General features: G+C 71.5%; 12 protein-coding genes. 5 read left to right on the top strand and 7 right to left on the bottom strand.

Features of this window, described 5'->3' with window-relative positions; genetic code table 11:
- Nucleotides 1-85 precede the first annotated feature (85 nt).
- Complete coding sequence (locus LGI35_RS29770) at nt 86-784, bottom strand: response regulator (RefSeq protein WP_227297279.1); 699 nt, start codon at nt 782-784, stop codon at nt 86-88.
- The gene (locus LGI35_RS29775; protein WP_227297280.1) at nt 781-2,412 is read right to left on the bottom strand and encodes a sensor histidine kinase; all 1,632 of its coding nucleotides are present in this window, start codon (nt 2,410-2,412) and stop codon (nt 781-783) included. Before LGI35_RS29775 ends, LGI35_RS29770 begins: the two co-directional genes overlap by 4 nt.
- Before the next feature lie 182 nt (nt 2,413-2,594).
- Here LGI35_RS29775 and LGI35_RS29780 point away from each other — a divergent pair, with 182 nt between their 5' ends.
- A complete protein-coding gene (locus LGI35_RS29780; protein WP_227297281.1) occupies nt 2,595-3,971 on the top strand; it encodes a cation:dicarboxylate symporter family transporter in 1,377 nt (458 codons plus the stop codon).
- A gap of 6 nt (nt 3,972-3,977) precedes the next feature.
- Here the strand turns inward: LGI35_RS29780 and LGI35_RS29785 are convergent, their stop codons facing one another.
- Nucleotides 3,978-4,574 (bottom strand): TetR/AcrR family transcriptional regulator, encoded by a 597-nt coding sequence (locus tag LGI35_RS29785; protein ID WP_227297282.1) that lies wholly within the window; start codon nt 4,572-4,574, stop codon nt 3,978-3,980.
- Between the two features lie 169 nt (nt 4,575-4,743).
- Here LGI35_RS29785 and LGI35_RS29790 point away from each other — a divergent pair, with 169 nt between their 5' ends.
- The 4 genes from LGI35_RS29790 to LGI35_RS29805 all read left to right on the top strand — a co-directional run bounded on the left by LGI35_RS29790 (nt 4,744) and on the right by LGI35_RS29805 (nt 9,779).
- Nucleotides 4,744-6,543, top strand: a complete 1,800-nt coding sequence (locus tag LGI35_RS29790; RefSeq protein WP_227300585.1) for a DHA2 family efflux MFS transporter permease subunit — start codon at nt 4,744-4,746, stop codon at nt 6,541-6,543.
- A 42-nt stretch (nt 6,544-6,585) separates the two neighbouring features.
- Nucleotides 6,586-6,990, top strand: a complete 405-nt coding sequence (locus LGI35_RS29795; protein ID WP_227297283.1) for a MerR family transcriptional regulator — start codon at nt 6,586-6,588, stop codon at nt 6,988-6,990.
- Between the two features lies 1 nt (nt 6,991).
- Nucleotides 6,992-7,318, top strand: a complete 327-nt coding sequence (trxA, locus tag LGI35_RS29800; RefSeq protein ID WP_279348654.1) for a thioredoxin — start codon at nt 6,992-6,994, stop codon at nt 7,316-7,318.
- Nucleotides 7,319-7,517: 199 nt separating this feature from the next.
- Nucleotides 7,518-9,779 carry a HelD family protein gene (locus LGI35_RS29805; RefSeq protein ID WP_227297284.1) on the top strand — a complete coding sequence of 754 codons (2,262 nt, stop codon included), beginning with the start codon at nt 7,518-7,520 and terminating at the stop codon, nt 9,777-9,779.
- Between the two features lie 58 nt (nt 9,780-9,837).
- Here the strand turns inward: LGI35_RS29805 and glgB are convergent, their stop codons facing one another.
- From glgB to LGI35_RS29825, 4 genes are all read right to left on the bottom strand, one after another.
- Nucleotides 9,838-12,075: a 1,4-alpha-glucan branching enzyme gene (gene glgB, locus LGI35_RS29810; RefSeq protein ID WP_227297285.1), complete on the bottom strand. Its 2,238-nt coding sequence runs from the start codon at nt 12,073-12,075 to the stop codon at nt 9,838-9,840.
- Nucleotides 12,072-13,493: a maltokinase N-terminal cap-like domain-containing protein gene (locus LGI35_RS29815; protein ID WP_227297286.1), complete on the bottom strand. Its 1,422-nt coding sequence runs from the start codon at nt 13,491-13,493 to the stop codon at nt 12,072-12,074. The genes glgB and LGI35_RS29815 overlap by 4 nt, the downstream gene beginning before the upstream one ends.
- 152 nt (nt 13,494-13,645) lie before the next feature.
- Nucleotides 13,646-15,343 (bottom strand): maltose alpha-D-glucosyltransferase, encoded by a 1,698-nt coding sequence (gene treS / locus LGI35_RS29820; RefSeq protein ID WP_227297287.1) that lies wholly within the window; start codon nt 15,341-15,343, stop codon nt 13,646-13,648.
- Nucleotides 15,340-17,466 carry an alpha-1,4-glucan--maltose-1-phosphate maltosyltransferase gene (locus LGI35_RS29825; RefSeq protein WP_227297288.1) on the bottom strand — a complete coding sequence of 709 codons (2,127 nt, stop codon included), beginning with the start codon at nt 17,464-17,466 and terminating at the stop codon, nt 15,340-15,342. Before LGI35_RS29825 ends, treS begins: the two co-directional genes overlap by 4 nt.
- Nucleotides 17,467-17,469 lie beyond the last annotated feature (3 nt).

Below are 17,469 nucleotides of genomic sequence, written 5' to 3' on the forward strand. Positions count from 1 at the left end.
TGCCGAGCGGGGCTGCCCGGTGAACGTACGGGCGAGGTCGGACCAAGGTCAATCCCCGTGCAGGAGTGGGTGGTTGACCAATGGTCTACACCGCTGTGAGCCAGCGGTAGTGCAGTTCCGGTCGGCCCACCTGGCCGTACTGAGGGCTGCGGGCGGCCCGGCCCGACTCGACGAGATGCTCCAGGTAGCGGCGGGCCGTGATGCGCGAGATGCCCACGGACTCGGCCGCCGCTGCGGCGGTCAGACCCTCCGGGGCGGCGCGCAGCGTCCGCGTGACGCGCTCGAGGGTCGGCGCGCTCAGCCCCTTGGGCAGCGCGGCCGGACCGGGGGCGCGCAGCGTGGCCAGGGCGCGGTCGACCTCGTCCTGGCCGCCCGCCTCGCCCGCCGCCGCCCGGAACTCCGCGTAGCGCACGAGCCGGTCGCGCAGCGTCGGGAACGTGAAGGGCTTCAGTACGTACTGCACCACACCGAGCGAGACCCCTTCGCGGACCACCGCGAGGTCGCGGGCCGAGGTCACCGCGATGACGTCCGTGTGATGGCCCGCCGCCCGCAGTGAGCGCGCCAGCTGGAGGCCGTGGCCGTCCGGGAGGTGCAGGTCGAGGAGGAGCAGGTCGACCTGGGTGCGCTCCAGGGCGCGGTGGGCCTCGGCGGCCGTGTGCGCCTTGCCGATCGCGGTGAAACCGGGGACCCGGTTCACGTACAGGACGTGGGCGTCGGCGGCCACCGGGTCGTCCTCGACGACCAGTACGCGAATGGTGCCGCCGGTGGCGTCGGGATCGGTCACGCGGTGCCTCCCGTGGGCGTGGTCGCGCTCGTGCGCTGGAGGGGCAGGACGACGGTGAACTGCGCGCCGCCCGTGGGGGATTCGGTCAGGGTCAGGGTGCCGGAGTTACGGGCGACGGACTGCTGGACGAGCGCGAGTCCGAGGCCGCGCCCGCCGGGGCCGGCCGGCTTGGTGGACCACCCCCGCTGGAAGACCGCGTCCGCGTGGCCGTCGGCGACACCCGGGCCGGTGTCCGTGACCCGGAGCAGGAGGGTGTCGTCCTGCGCGCGGGCCGTGACCGTGACCTTCGCGTGCGGGGAGCCCTGCGCCGCGTCGACCGCGTTGTCGAGCAGGTTGCCGAGGATCGTCACGAGGTCGCGGGCCGGCAGGGTGGGCGGCACCAGACCGTCGTCGATGCGGCTGTCCTCGGATATCTCCAGTTCCACGCCGTGCTCGTTGGCCTGCGCCGTCTTGCCGAGCAGGAGCGCGGCGAGCACCGGTTCGCTCACGGCGGCGACGACCTGGTCGGTGAGGGTCTGCGCCAGCTCCAGCTCGGCCGTCGCGAAGTCGACCGCCTCGTCGGCCCGGTCCAGCTCGATCAGCGAGACGACGGTGTGGAGCCGGTTCGCGGCTTCGTGGGCCTGCGAGCGCAGCGCCTGCGTGAACCCCCGCTCCGAGTCCAACTCACCCATGACCGCCTGGAGTTCGGTGTGGTCGCGCAGGGTCACCACGGTGCCGCGCCGGTCGCCGCTGGAGACGGGGGAGGTGTTGACGACGACCACGCGGTCGGTGGTGAGGTGCACCTCGTCGACGCGGGGCTCCGCCGCGAGGAGCGCGCCGGTGAGCGGGGTGGGCAGGCCGAGCTCCGCGACGTTGCGCCCGACCGCCGAGTCGCCGACGTCGAGCAGCTCGCGCGCCCCGTCGTTGATGAGCGCGATCCTGCGCTGCCCGTCGAGCATCACCAGCCCCTCGCGCACCGCGTGCAGCGCCGCCTGGTGGTAGGCGTGCATGCGGCTGAGCTCGGTCGCGTTCATGCCGTGGGTGTGCCGCCGCAGCCTGGCGTTGATCACGTACGTGCCGATGCCGCCGAGCACGAGGGCGCCCGCCGCGACGCCGGCCACCGCCATCACCTGGCCGCGCGCCTGCGCGCTGATCTCCTCGACCGTGATGCCGGCGCTGACCAGGCCGACGATCCGCTGTCCCGACCTGATCGGGGTCACCACGCGTACGGACGGGCCGAGGGTGCCCGTGTACGTCTCCGAGAAGGTCCGGCCCCGCAGAGCGGGCCCGATGTGGCCGAGGAAGCGCTCGCCGATGCGGCGCTCGTCGGGGTGCGTCCAGCGGATGCCGTGCGGATCCATGATCGTGACGAAGTCCACGCCGGTGTGGCGCTGGACGTCGCTCGCGTACGGCTGGAGCGTGCGGGTCGGGTCGCCGCCCCCGGTGATCGCCCCGCGGACGGAGGGCGCGTCCGCGACCGCGCGGGCCGCCGCCGTCGCCTGGCGCGTGGCGGCCTGCTCGGCCTGGTTGCCGTCGCTGATGTACGTGAACAGCGCGCACCCCGCGACCACGACGGCGACCAGGACGACCTGCATCGCGAAGAGCTGGCCGGCCAGGCTGCGGGCGCGTGGCAGGAGGGGGAGGCGCATGGGCCCAGTGTGCCTCTCGGTCTGAGCTGAACGTATAAGCGTGAACTAAATGAACGGAAGGGTGACGGCCCTCACAAGCCGGGAGATAGTCCTCGTGATTCGCCAGACGTGAGCCGCACGCATGGCGCGTACGTGCAGGTTCGCGTGCGCAGTACGCCAGACATCGTCGTCAGGAGGCACCCGTGGCCGAGACCCAGGTGGCAGCCGCCGCCAAGAGAGACCGCACCCACTACCTGTACATCGCCGTGATCGGTGCCGTCCTTCTCGGCATCGCGGTCGGCTTCATCTGGCCGGACTTCGCCAAGGAGCTCAAGCCGGTCGGCACCGGCTTCGTGAACCTGATCAAGATGATGATCTCGCCGATCATCTTCTGCACGATCGTGCTCGGCGTCGGTTCCGTACGCAAGGCCGCCAAGATCGGCAAGGTCGGCGGGCTCGCGCTCGGCTACTTCATGGTGATGTCCGTGGTCGCGCTCGCCATCGGCCTGGTCGTCGGCAACATCCTGCACCCGGGCGACGGCATGCACCTCACGCAGGCCGTGAAGGACGTCGGCCACACCGCGGCCAAGGACGCCGCCGAGGGCCCCGTCGACTTCGTCCTCGGGATCATCCCGACGACCCTCGTGTCGGCGTTCACGGAGGGCGAGGTGCTCCAGACGCTCCTGGTCGCCCTGCTCGTCGGCTTCGGGCTCCAGGCCATGGGGCGCGCCGGTGAGCCGGTCCTCAAGGGTGTCGAGCACATCCAGAAGCTGGTCTTCCGCGTCCTCGGCATGATCATGTGGGCCGCGCCCGTCGGCGCGTTCGGCGCGATGGCGGCCGTCATCGGCGAGACCGGCGTGGACGCCCTGAAGGCCCTGGCCACGATCATGCTCGGCTTCTACGTGACCTGCATCCTGTTCGTCGTGGTGGTCCTCGGGACGGTGCTGCGCCTGGCCACCGGGTACAACCTGTTCGCGCTCCTGAAGTACCTGGGCCGCGAGTTCCTGCTGATCCTGTCCACCTCGTCGTCCGAGTCCGCGCTGCCGCGGCTCATCGCGAAGATGGAGCACCTGGGCGTCAGCCGTCCCGTCGTCGGCATCACCGTGCCGACCGGGTACTCGTTCAACCTCGACGGCACGATGATCTACCTGACCATGGCCTCGCTGTTCATCGCGGACGCCATGGACCAGCCCCTCGGCATCGGCCAGCAGATCGGCCTGCTGCTGTTCATGATGGTCGCGTCGAAGGGCGCCGCGGGTGTCTCGGGCTCCGGTATCGCGGTGCTCGCCAGCGGACTCCAGTCGCACAAGCCCGCGCTCGTCGACGGCGTCGGCCTGATCATCGGCATCGACCGCTTCATGAGCGAGGCCCGCGCCCTGACCAACTTCGCGGGCAACGCGGTCGCCACGCTCCTCATCGGTACGTGGACGGGCGAGGTCGACAAGGACCGCGTCCAGCGCGTGCTCGCCGGTGACCTGCCCTTCGACGAGCGCACGCTCGTGGACGACGGGAGTCACGCCCCGGCGGCCGACGTCCCCGAGCAGCGGGGCGGCGACGACAAGGAGCTGGCGAAGGCCTGACCTCGGTCAGTCGATCCTGGCCACCAGTTCGGTGGCGCGTGAGGCGGGTACGCCCGCCGCGGTCAGTACGGTGACCGCGGCGGAGCGGCCCGCCTCTTCTGCTGGGACCAGCCCGTCGTTGACCGCTTCGAGCAGCCCGAACAGCACCTGCTCATGGACGTACGCGAGGGCCGGCGGCGGCAGGGGAGAGATGAACTCGCCCGATTCCAGGCCCTGTTGGAGCAGTTCGGTGCAGCTGTCGCGGACCGGGCTGAGCCTGGCTCGGATGCCCTCGACGGTGACGGCGCGCTGCGCGAGCGCGACCAGCAGGCGGTAGCGGTCGGCGACCTCCCACACGGCGAGCAGTGAGCGGGCCACCGCCTCGGCCGGGTCGCTCACGCCCGCGCGCCCCTCGGTCTGCGCGGCCTCGACCGCGACGACGGCGTCGTCGACCAGCGCGGCGACGAGCGCCTCGCGGCTGGGGAAGTGCCCGTAGACCGTACGCCTGACGACGCCCGCGGCCCTGGCGATCTGGTCCATGGACGCGTCGGGGTCGCGCAGCAGCTCGGCGAGGGCGACGTCGAGGATGCGGCGGCGGTTGGTATCGGCTCGGCCTGAAGTCACGCGCCCATTCTGCACCCCGGCCCCGACCCCGTTCACGTGTGGTTTTGCACAGTGCTGTGCAATGACGTAAATTGCACGGTGCTGTGTAATTGCACAGTGCTGTGCAATGTCTGCGGACACGTGGACTCGTGGACTGTGGGGGCCGAGCGCCCCGGAGGGTGGCAAGGGAATGCGCCTCGTCATGAAGGAACCGGTCGAGAGGATGGACCGGCCGTACGCCCGTCGTTGGTGGGCCCTGATCGTGCTCTGCCTGAGCCTGCTGATCATCGTCATGGCGAACACCGCGCTCACCGTCGCGGCACCCGACATGACCAAGGACCTCGGCCTGACCAGCGCGGACCTCCAGTGGGTCATCGACGGCTACACCGTCCCGTACGCGGCCCTGATGCTGCTGCTCGGCGCGATCGGCGACAAGTACAGCCGGCGCGGGGCGCTCGTCCTCGGCCTCGTCGTCTTCGGCGGCGGCGCCGTCGCGGGCTCGCTCGTCGACAGCTCCACCGGCGTCATCGCGGCCCGCGCGGTGATGGGCGTCGGCGCGGCCATGATCATGCCCGCCACGCTGTCGCTGCTCGCGGCCACCTTCCCGCGCGCCGAGCGCGCCAAGGCCATCGTGCTGTGGACCGCCACCGCGGGCCTCGCCATCGCGGCCGGGCCGCTGGTCGCCGGGGCGCTCCTGCGCGACCACGGCTGGTCGTCGACGTTCCTGATCAACGTGCCCGTGGCCGCCGTCGCCCTCGTCGGCGCCCTCGTCCTCGTACCGCCGTCCAAGGCCGCCCACCAGCACCGCATCGACTACGTCGGCGGACTGCTCTCCGTCGTCTGGGTCGGTGCCCTCGTCTACATGATCATCGAGGGGCCGCACTTCGGCTGGGGCGCCAAGGCGATCGGCGCCGCGGTCGTCGCGGGCGTGGCCCTGGTGGCCTTCGTCCTGTGGGAGCTGCGCCACCCGCGCCCGGTCCTGGACGTCCGCCGCTTCACGGACCGCCGCTTCTCCGGCTCGAACCTCGCGGTCGCCCTCTTCTTCCTCGCGGTCTTCGGCGCCTTCTACTACCTGACCCAGCACCTTCAGTTCGTCCTCGGCTACGACGCGCTGGCCACCGGCGTCCGCATGCTGCCGCTCGCCGGAGCGGTCTTCGTGGGCTCGGCGCTCACGGGGTACCTCACCCCGCGCATCGGCATGAAGATCACGGTGACGGCCGGCATGGTCGGCGGCACCGCGGCCCTCGCCCTCCTCACGCGCGTCGACGCCACGTCCTCGTACGGGGACTTCGTGCTGCCCCTCGTCATCCTCGGCCTCGCGATCGGCCTCGCCCTCTCGCCGTGCACCGACGCGATCATGGGTTCGTTCCCCGAGTCGGAGCTGGGCGTGGGCGGCGCGGTCAACGACACGTCGCTCGAACTCGGCGGCTCACTCGGCATCGCGATCCTCGGCTCGGTCCTGGCCGGCTCGTACTCGTCGCGGCTGGCGGACAACACGGCCGGTTCGAAGCTGCCCGCCGACGCGCTGAGCACCGCGCAGGACTCGGTCGGCGCGGGTTACGCGGTGGCGCAGGGCATCGGGGACCAGGCCCACAAGATCGCCGAGAAGGCGGCGGGCGCGACCAGCCCCGAGCAGGCGGCCCAGCTCAAGGCGCAGGCCGAGCAGCTCGCGGGCGGCGCGCGGCAGATGGCCGACGCGGTGGGCTCCGCGTTCTCGGACGCGGTGGCCCACACGAGCGTCGTCGGCGCGGTGATCCTCGGCGTCGGGACGGTGCTGGTGGCGGTACTGCTGCCGCGGCGGGGAGAGCGGGTGGCGGAGGCGGACGCCGCCGTCGACCCGTCCGGCGCCGCTGAGCCGGATGCTGCTGTCGAGTCGGATGGCGCCGCTGAGCCGGACGCCGCTGTCGAGGCGGATGCCTCCGCCGAGCCGGACGCCGAGGGCGCGTCGGTCGCCCCCGAGAAGGAGTCGGCCGCGCAGAGCAACGCGTAATCGCTGGCCTTGCCGTCGGCGTCAACGTCTACCGTCGAGGACATGCGCATCGGAGAGCTGGCGGAGCGGGCCGGGACGTCCACGCGGACGCTGAGGTACTACGAGTCGCGCGGGCTGCTGCCCGCGCGGCGCGCGGGCAACGGCTACCGCACGTACGACGAGGCGGACCTGCGGGCCCTGCGGCAGATCAGGACGCTGCAGGACTTCGGTTTCGAGCTGGAGGAGACCCGGCCCTTCGTGGAGTGCCTGCGGGCCGGGCATCCGGAGGGCGACTCGTGCCCGGCCTCGCTCGCGGTGTACCGCCGCAAGCTCGGCGAACTCGATGCGCTGATCGGCGAGTTGACCGCCGTACGGGAGAAGGTCGGCGCGCAGCTGGAGCGCGCCGAAGAGGCCATGGGCGCGCTGGCGGGCGAGGACCCGTCGCCGCGCTGCGAACTGGGAGGGTGATGTGAGCACGGATCTGAGGGACGTCACGGACGCGGACTTCGGCGCGGAGGTGCTGGGGGCCGGGAGGCCGGTCCTGGTGGAGTTCACCGCCGAGTGGTGCGGGCCGTGCCGGCAGCTCGCGCCGGTGCTTCGCTCCGTCGCGGACGAGGAACGGGAGCGGCTCGACGTCGTGGTCATCGACGTGGACCGCAACCCGGAGACCGCGGTGCGCTACGGGGTGCTGTCGATGCCGACGCTCATGGTCTTCAAGGACGGCGAGCCGGTGTGGTCGCGGGTCGGGGCACGCCCGAAGCGGCGACTGCTGGAGGAATTGGCGGAGGTCGTCTGACCACGCCGGTGTGACGGAGGCCGGTGACCGGGCCGAATAGCGGCGGTGAAATCCCCGGGGTGCAATTGGACCCTGCCAGGGGGTATATTTAGTGTTTCTGTGTGCCCACAGAAAAGGCCCCTCACGAGGGGCCGAATAAACACACCGTACCTGGCAGGGAGCCGCTTTGTCAACCCGTGAAGCGCGTGAAATCGCTGAATTGCAGAAAGAGCAGGAATTCATCGACCGGCTTTACGCGCGTGTCGATGTACTGCGCGGCGACGCCGCGGAGTCGGTCACGGACGCCCTGACACCGGTCGGCACCGGCCAGCAGGCGCGGCTCGAAAGGGATCTCCTCGTCGTCGAGCGTTCCGGCCTGCTCGCCGCGCTGAACGCGGTCGACGGTTCGCTGTGCTTCGGCCGGATCGATCTCACCGAAAAGGCGGGCGGCACCGCGCATCACATCGGGCGCATCGGAATTCGCGAGGACGACAGCGAGCACACCCCGATTCTGGTCGACTGGCGCGCGCCGGTCGCCCGCCCCTTCTATCTCGCCACCGGGCACACGCCCATGGGCATCAGGCGGCGCCGCCACCTCACCACCGAGGGCCGCACCGTCACCGAGCTGCACGACGAGATCCTCGACCTGAGTGACGAGGAGCGCACCGGGTTCGAGGACCCGACCGGCGACGCCGTGCTGCTCGCCGCCCTGAACTCGGCCCGCACCGGCCGCATGGGCGACATCGTGCAGACCATCCAGGCCGAGCAGGACCGGATCATCCGCCACTCGCACCGCGGTGTCCTCGTGGTGGAGGGCGGCCCCGGCACGGGCAAGACCGCGGTGGCGCTGCACCGGGCGGCGTTCCTCCTGTACGAGCAGCGCGAGCTCCTCGCCAAGCGGGCCGTGCTCATCGTCGGCCCGAACCCCGCCTTCCTCGGCTACATCGGCGAGGTCCTGCCCGCGCTCGGCGAGACCGGTGTGCTGCTCGCGTCGCTCGGCGAGCTGTTCCCCGGCGTGCACGCCACCGCCGAGGACACCCCCCACGCCGCCGCCGTCAAGGGCGCCGAGGCCATGGTGGACGCCCTCGCGCTCGCCGTGCGTGACCGGCAGCAGCTGCCCGAGCCCGGCGCCCCGATGGTCGTCCGGCACGACGACGGTGACCTGATCCTCGACTGGGAGATCGCCTACGAGGCCCGGCAGGCGGCCCGCGACACGCTCCTGCCGCACAACCTCGCCCGCCCCCACTTCGCCTTCCGGATCATCGACGCGCTCACGGCCCAGCTCGCGGAGCGCATCGGCGCCGACCCGTACGGCGGGCCCAACTTCCTCGGTCCCGACGACCTCGCCCAGATCGGCAAGGGCGTCGCCGCCAGCGCCGAAGTGCACGCCGCCATCGAGGAGTTGTGGCCCCGGCTCACCCCGCAGGACCTCGTCGCGGACTTCCTGGCCGAGCCCGTGCAGCTGGCCGGCGAGGACGCGAAGGCGATCCGGCGGGACGTGACGGGGCCGGCGGACTGGACCCCCGCCGACGTTCCGCTCCTCGACGAGGCCGCCGAGCTGATCGGCGTCGACGACAGCGCCGAGCGCGCCCTGGCCGAGGCGGCGCGCCAGGAGCGGATCGCCTACGCGCAGGGCGTCCTCGAACTCTCGCGCGGCTCCGAGACGTACGAGTTCGAGGACGAGGAGGACTCCGAGGTACTCGCCGCGCACGACATCGTCGACGCCGAGCGGGTCGCCGACTGGTACGAGGAGGAGGACCACCGCAGCGCCGCCGAGCGCGCGGCGGCCGACCGGACCTGGGCGTTCGGGCACATCATCGTCGACGAGGCGCAGGAGCTGTCGCCCATGGCGTGGCGGCTGCTGATGCGGCGTTCGCCGACGCGGTCCATGACACTGGTCGGCGACCCCGCGCAGACCGCCGAGGAGGCCGGCGTCGGATCGTGGGAGAAGATCCTCGCGCCGTACGTCGAGGACCGCTGGGAGCACACCCGGCTCGGCGTCAACTACCGCACGCCGTCCGAGATCATGGATGTGGCGGCGGCCGTGCTGCGCGCCGAGCACCCCGGCTTCGAGCCGCCGTCCTCGGTCCGCTCGACGGGCGTGCGCCCCTGGGCGCGCGCGGCCGACGACGTCGTGAAGGCCGTGGCCGAGGAGGCCGTCGCGGCGACGCCCGAGGAGGGGCGGCTCGCGGTGATCGCCCCCCGCCGGCTGCACGCGGCGCTCGCCGCCGTGCTGCCGGACGTCGTGGCGGGCGGCGAGCCCGACCTCACCAAGCACCTGGTGCTGCTCGACCCCCGCCAGGCCAAGGGGCTCGAGTTCGACCGCGTACTGGTCGTGGAGCCCGGCGAGTACGGCGTCAGCGACCTCTACGTCGCGCTGACCCGGGCCACCCAGACCCTCGGCGTCGTGCACGGCGGGGAGCTGCCCGAGTCCCTGCGCGGCGTGCTGGAGCCTGTCCCGAGTTCCCCGCCTGCGGCGTGACGCCCGCCGCGTCGCCCGCGCTGCGCGCGGACGACCGGGAACTCGGGGCAGGCCCTGATCACGCGGGCCTGAGCCACACCGTCGCGAGCGGCGGCAGCGTGAGCCGGACACTTGCCGGACGCCCGTGGGCACCCTGGGCGTCCGGCTTGACCGGGTCCGGGTTCCCGACGCCGCCGCCGCCGTAACGGGCCGCGTCGGTGTTGAGGACCTCGTGCCAGGCCGGTACGTCGTCGGGGGCGCCGAGGCGGTACTCGTGGCGGACCACCGGCGAGAAGTTGGACACCGACAGGAGCGGGCTGCCGTCGGCGGCGCGGCGCAGGTACGCGAACACGTTGTCCTGCGCCGCGTCACCGACGATCCACTCGAAGCCCGCCGGGTCCATGTCCCGCTGCCAGAGCGCCGGTTCGCCCCGGTAGACGGCGTTCAGGTCGCGGGTGAGGTCCCGGACACCGCGGTGGTCGGGCTCCGCCGGGTACGACGGGTCGAGCAGCCACCAGTCCGGTCCGTGCGCCTCCGACCACTCGGCTCCCTGCGCGAACTCCTGGCCCATGAACAGGAGTTGCTTGCCCGGGTGGGACCACATGAAGCCCAGGTAGGCGCGGTGGGTGGCCCGCTGCTGCCACCAGTCGCCCGGCATCTTGGACACCAGGGCCTTCTTGCCGTGCACCACTTCGTCGTGCGAGATCGGCAGGACGTAGTTCTCGCTGTACGCGTACACCATCGAGAAGGTCATCTCGTCGTGGTGGTAGCTGCGGTGGACCGGGTCGTGGGACACGTAGCCGAGCGAGTCGTGCATCCAGCCCATGTTCCACTTCAGGCCGAAGCCGAGCCCCCCGAAGCCGCCCGGCCCGATGTGGTGGGTCGCCCGGGTCACGCCGTCCCATGCCGTCGACTCCTCGGCGATCGTCACGACGCCGGGGATCCTGCGGTACAGCGTCGCGTTCATCTCCTGGAGGAACTCGACCGCGTCCAGGTTCTCCCGGCCGCCGTACTCGTTCGGGGTCCACTGCCCGTGCTCGCGTGAGTAGTCCAGGTAGAGCATCGAGGCGACCGCGTCGACCCGCAGGCCGTCGATGTGGAACTCCTCGCACCAGTACACGGCGTTGGCCACGAGGAAGTTGCGGACCTCCTTGCGGCCGTAGTCGAACTCGAGAGTGCCCCAGTCGGGGTGGGCGGCGCGCAGCGGGTCCTCGTGCTCGTACAGGGTGCGGCCGTCGAACTCGGCGAGCGCCCAGTCGTCGCGCGGGAAGTGGGCCGGCACCCAGTCCATGAGGACGCCGATGCCCGCCTGGTGCAGCGCGTCGACGAGATGCCGGAAGTCGTCCGGCGTGCCCATGCGGGCGGTCGGGGCGTAGAAGCCGGTGACCTGGTAGCCCCACGACCCGCCGAAGGGGTGCTCGGCCACCGGCATCAGCTCTACGTGCGTGAACCCCAAGTCGGCCACATAGCGGGGAAGTTGCTCGGCGAGCTGGCGGTAGGTGAGGCCGGGGCGCCAGGACGCGAGGTGGATCTCGTAGACCGAGAAAGGGGCCTCGTGCGCGACCGGCGTGGCGCGGCCGGCCATCCACGCGTCGTCGTGCCAGGTGTGGTGCGACGCGTCGATGACGGAGGAGTTGGCGGGCGGGACTTCCGTGCGGCGGGCCAGCGGGTCCGCGCGCATCGTCTTCGAGCCGTCCGGGCGGGTGATCTCGAACTTGTACAGCTCACCCTCGCCGATCGACGGCACGAAGAGCTCCCAGATCCCCGTGGAGCCCAGCGAGCGCATCGGGTGGCCCGTCCCGTTCCAGTAGTTGAAGTCGCCCACGACGCACACCCCTTGGGCGTTGGGCGCCCAGACGGTGAAGCGGGTGCCGGTGATGCCCTGATGCGTCATGGGGTGCGCGCCGAGCGCCTGCCACAGCTGCTCGTGCCGGCCCTCGCCGATCAGGTGCAGGTCGAACTCGGAGAGCGCGGGCAGCAGCCCGTACGCGTCCGGGGTCTCGTGGTCGGCGCCCTCGTAGGTGACCAGGAGGCGGTACGCGTCCGGGGGCGCGGGCAGGTCGACGAGGCCCGAGAAGAAGCCGTCGCCGTCGTCGTGCAGCAGGACCCTGAGGCCGTCCGCCGCGACGGTGACCGTGCGGGCGTACGGGCGCAGCGCCCTGAATGCCGTGCCGGTGGGCGTGGGGTGCGCGCCCAGCGTGGAGTGCGGGTCGTGGTGGGTGCCGGCGAGGAGGCGGTCGCGGTCGGCGGCGGGGGTGGGGGCCGGGGCGGCGGTGACGGGTGTCGGAGGTGTGGAGCGGGAGGGGTCGTGCGTCACGGAGTGGCCTCCTGGCTCGGGGTCGGCATGGGGTGCTGCGGTGCCGCGTCTTCGGGGCGGGGGCGCGGCATGCCGGAGGCCTCCGCGGCGAGGCGCTCGATCGCCGAGAGGGGGATCGACAGCCAGTCCGGCCGGTGGTGGGCCTCGTAGACGGCTTCGTAGACCGCCTTGTCCGTCTCGTACGCGCGCAGCAGGACCGGGTCCGTGCGCGGGTCGTCACCGGCTGCCTGCGCGTAGCCCGCGCAGTACGCGTCCCGGCACCGGCGCGCCCAGTCCGGCGCCCACGGCCGGTTCGTGCGGGCCGCGTAGTCGAAGGAGCGCAGCATGCCGGCCACGTCCCGGGCGGGCGGGTGCGGCAGCCGGCGTTCGGGCAGGGGCCGTGAGGGCTCGCCCTCGAAGTCGATGACCGACCAGGCGCCGGCGGGCGAGCGCAGGCACTGGCCCAGGTGCAGGTCCCCGTGGACGCGCTGGGCGGTGCGGGGGGTCGTGTCGGCGGCGAGGGCGTCGAAGGCGGTGTGCAGCGCGGGTGCGTAGGGATGGAGCGCCGGTACGGCCCGGGCCGCCTTGTCGAGGCGGTCCTTCATCGACTGCGCCAGCTGCACGGTGTGGGCGCGGCCCAGGGTGACCGTCGGCAGGGCGTGCGCCAGGGCGAGGTGTATCTCGGCCGTGGCGCGGCCGAGCTCGCGGGCCTCGTGGCGGAAGTCCTGCCCCTTGGACAGTTCGCCGAGCGCGAGGTCCCAGCCGTCCGTGGCGCCCGTGAGGTAGGGCTGGAGCAGGCCGAGCGAGAGCGGGTCGCCGTCCGTCGTCTCGAACCACGCCACCGGGGCGAGCGCGCGTGCGCAGCCCTCGTCGGCCAGTGCGCGCTGGAGTTCCAGATCCGGATTGAGGCCCGGCGTGACGCGGCGGAAGACCTTGAGAATGAACGTATCTCCGTAAATGATCGACGAGTTGGACTGCTCCGCGTCGAGGGGGCGGGGAGCGAGACCGGGCGGGATCGGGGTCTCGCCGTCGTGCGCGAAACGGAGTCCGTCCAGGCGGCCCGGGTGCCGCAGCCGCTCCAGGAGGAGGTCCGTCAGGCGGGGGTCGAGCAGGGCCTCGTAGACCGTGCGCCCGGCGAGGGGCCCCTGCGTGACGTGGCCGATGAGGGCCGGCGCCAGGTACGGGGGCAGCGACTCCCGTACGCCCAGCAGGAGTTGGTACGTGTCCTGGGTGGGCTCGATGCGCAGGAGGGCGTGGATCAGGCCCGGCTGCCGTGCCGTGGCCGGCAGCAGGTCCGTGGCGGCGAGCAGGGTGAGGGCGGGTGCTGTTCTGCCCGCGAACCAGCGCTGCCGGGGCAGCCACGCACGCAGGAGCGGATCGAGCGAGGCGAGCAACTCGGGTCGCGCGGTCGGGCCGGTTCGGGTGACGGCATCCGGCATGGCGTCACGTCCTTTCCCCGGGGCGGGCCGCGACTGGGTGCGGGGCGGCGTCCCGGAAATGCGGCAGAGGCAGTACGTGCGGGACGTGTCGGGGTGTGTGGTGATGGGTGCCCAGGGAGGGGCGGTGGAAACCGACCCTCCCCGGGTGGCGGTCAGGCTTCCTTGCGCAGCCGGAACCAGTAGAAGCCGTGACCTGCGAGGGTGAGGAGATAGGGCAGTTCACCGATGGCCGGAAAGCGCACCCCGCCGATCAGCTCGACCGGGTGGCTGCCGCTGAAGGCCTGGAGGTCGAGTTCGGTGGGCTGGGCGAAGCGGGAGAAGTTGTGCACGCACAGGACGAGGTCGTCCTTGTACTCGCGCAGGAACGCGAGCACCGCCGGGTTCGTCGACGGCAGTTCGGTGTACGAGCCGAGGCCGAACGCCTCGTTCTGCTTGCGGATCTCGATCATCCGGCGCGTCCAGTGCAGCAGCGAGGACGGGGACGACATGGACGCTTCCACGTTCGTGACCTGGTAGCCGTAGACGGGGTCCATGATCGTGGGGAGCGAGAGCCGGCCCGGGTCGCAGGACGAGAAACCCGCGTTGCGATCGGGTGTCCACTGCATCGGCGTGCGCACGGCGTCGCGGTCGCCCAGCCAGATGTTGTCGCCCATGCCGATCTCGTCGCCGTAGTAGAGGATCGGCGAGCCCGGCAGGGAGAGCAGCAGAGCGGTGAACAGCTCGATCTGGTTGCGGTCGTTGTCGAGGAGGGGCGCGAGGCGGCGCCGGATGCCGATGTTGGCGCGCATCCGCGGGTCCTTGGCGTACTCCGCGTACATGTAGTCGCGCTCTTCGTCGGTGACCATCTCGAGCGTGAGCTCGTCGTGGTTGCGCAGGAAGATGCCCCACTGACAACTCGACGGAATGGCAGGCGTTTTGGCCAGGATCTCCGAGACCGGGTAGCGCGACTCCCTGCGCACCGCCATGAAGATGCGCGGCATGACCGGGAAGTGGAACGCCATGTGGCACTCGTCGCCGCCGGAGGCGTAGTCGCCGAAGTAGTCGACCACGTCCTCAGGCCACTGGTTGGCCTCGGCCAGCAGCACCGTGTCCGGGTAGTGCGCGTCGATCTCCTTGCGGACCCGCTTGAGGAGCTCGTGCGTGGCCGGCAGGTTCTCGCAGTTGGTCCCCTCCTCGGCGTAGAGGTAGGGCACCGCGTCGAGCCGGAAGCCGTCGATGCCGAGGTCCAGCCAGAAGCGCAGGGCCGCGATGATCTCCTCCTGGACGCACGGGTTCTCGTAGTTGAGATCCGGCTGGTGGGAGAAGAAGCGGTGCCAGTAGTACTGCTTGCGCACCGGGTCGAACGTCCAGTTCGACGCCTCGGTGTCGACGAAGATGATCCGCGCGTCCTCGTACTGCTTGTCGTCGTCGGCCCAGACGTAGTAGTCGCCGTAGGGGCCGGTGGGGTCCTTGCGGGACTCCTGGAACCACTCGTGCTGATCGCTCGTGTGGTTCATGACGAAGTCGATGATCACGCGCATCCCGCGCTGGTGCGCCGCGTCGACGAACTCCACGAAGTCGGCCAGGTCACCGAACTCCGGCAGGACCGCCGTGTAGTCCGAGACGTCGTAACCGCCGTCCCGTAGCGGGGACTTGAAGAACGGTGGCAACCACAGGCAGTCCACGCCGAGCCACTGGAGATAGTCCAGTTTCGCGGTGATGCCCTTGAGGTCGCCCACGCCGTCGCCGTTGCTGTCCTGGAAGGAGCGGACGAGGACCTCGTAGAAGACGGCACGTTTGAACCAGTCGGGATCCCGGTCCTTGGCGGGGGTGTCCTCGAAGGTGTCCGGGACGGGTTCATTGACGGTCATGGTGTGGGTGACCCTCCGATCGACGGTGAGGACGGTCGCAGGACGGTGAGGATGTGCGCGGGCGCACGGCCCGGCTCGAGGCGCACGTAGTTGGCCCTGCCCCAGTGATAGGTCTCACCGGTGAGCTCGTCGCGCACCGGCGCGGACTCGTGCCAGCCGAGTCCCAGTTGCGGCATGTCCAACGACACCGTCGCCTCCTGGGTGTGGTGGGGGTCGAGGTTGACGACCACCAGAACCGTGTTCGAACCGTGCGCGCCTGCGACCGTCTTGGAGTACGCGATCACCGCGTCCTGGTCGGTGTGGTGGAAGTGCACGTCACGCAGCCGGTGAAGGGCAGGGCTGCGGCGCCTGATGTCGTTGAGCCGGGTGATGAGGGGCGCGATCGAGCGCCCCTCGTGCTCGGCGGACTCCCAGTCGCGCGGCCGCAGTTCGTACTTCTCCGAATGGAGATACTCCTCGCTACCGGGGCGTAGCGGGGCGTTTTCACACAGTTCGTAGCCGCTGTAGACGCCCCAGGTCGGCGAGAGCGTGGCGGCCAGGACCGCGCGCACCTCGAACGCGGGGCGCCCGCCGTTCTGGAGGTAGGCGTGCAGGATGTCCGGCGTGTTCACGAAGAAGTTGGGGCGCATGTACGCGGCCGTCTCCTTCGCCAACTCGGTCGCGTACTCGGTGAGTTCCTGTTTCGAGTTGCGCCAGGTGAAGTAGGTGTACGACTGCTGGAAGCCGGCCTGCGCGAGGGCGCGCATCATCGCGGGGCGGGTGAACGCCTCGGCCAGGAAGATCACGTCGGGGTCGGTGCGGTTGATCCCCCTGATGACCTGTTCCCAGAAGACGACGGGCTTGGTGTGCGGGTTGTCGACGCGGAAGATGCGCACGCCGTGGTCCATCCAGAAGCGCAGGACCCGGGTCGTTTCCGCGACCAGGCCGGGCATGTCCTGGTCGAAGGCGATCGGGTAGATGTCCTGGTACTTCTTCGGCGGGTTCTCCGCGTACGCGATGGTGCCGTCCGGCCGGTGGTGGAACCACTCGGGGTGCTTCTCCACCCACGGGTGGTCGGGCGAGCACTGGAGCGCGAAGTCGAGTGCGATCTCCAGGCCCAGGTCCGAGGCCCGGCTCACGAACGCGTCGAAGTCGTCGAGGGTGCCGAGATCCGGGTGGATCGCGTCGTGACCGCCCTCCGGGGAGCCGATCGCCCAGGGGACGCCCACGTCGTGCGGCCCGGGGGAGAGCGAGTTGTCGGGCCCCTTGCGGTACGTGGTGCCGATGGGGTGGACCGGCGGCAGATAGAGGACGTCGAACCCCATCGCGGCGATGGCCGGGAGGCGCTTCGCCGCGGTGTGGAACGTGCCGGAGACCGGCGGTTCCCCCTCGCGCACGATCGCGCCCTCCGAACGCGGGAAGAACTCGTACCACGCTCCGTACAGCGCACGCTCGCGCTCCACGAGGAGCGGCAGCGGGTCGGAGCTGGTGACCAGCTCGCGCAACGGGTGGCGGGCGAGGACCTCGTCGACCTCCGGGGTGAGCGCGGCGGCCAGGCGGGCCGCGGCGGGGCGCGCGGTGTCCCGGAGCGCGGCGGCGGCGCGCAGTACGGTCTCGCGCTGCCCCTTGCGCGGCACGCCCTCGGCGGCGCGCTCGTGCAGCAACGCGCCTTCCTCCAGGACGAGTTCGGTGTCGATACCCGCCGGGACCTTGATCTGCGCGTGGCGGCGCCAGGTGGTGACGGGGTCGCCCCACGCCTCGACGGTGTAGGTCCAGCGGCCCTCCGACGTGGGCGTGACCTGCGCGCCCCAGCGGTCGGTGCCGGGGGCCAGCTCGCGCATCGGGGTCCAGGGGCCCGTGCGGCCGCGCGGCGAGCGGAGCACCACGTTCGCGGCGACCGCGTCGTGGCCCTCGCGGAAGACGGTCGCGCTGACCTGGAAGGACTCGCCCGCCACCGCCTTGGCGGGCCGGCGGCCGTGGTCCACGAGGGGCTGGACGTCCAGGACGGGGATCCGCCCGAGCGTGGTGGCGGCGGTGGTGGCCGGTGGGCGCCGCCGGCCCGGTGGTTTCTGCGATTTCGCGCTTCTGGCCGATTGCTTCGCCGGATCCTTGTGCGGCTTCGGCGAGGGACTCTGTGCGGGCATGAC

This window comes from Streptomyces longhuiensis (assembly GCF_020616555.1).
Taxonomy (GTDB): Bacteria; Actinomycetota; Actinomycetes; order Streptomycetales; family Streptomycetaceae; genus Streptomyces; species Streptomyces longhuiensis.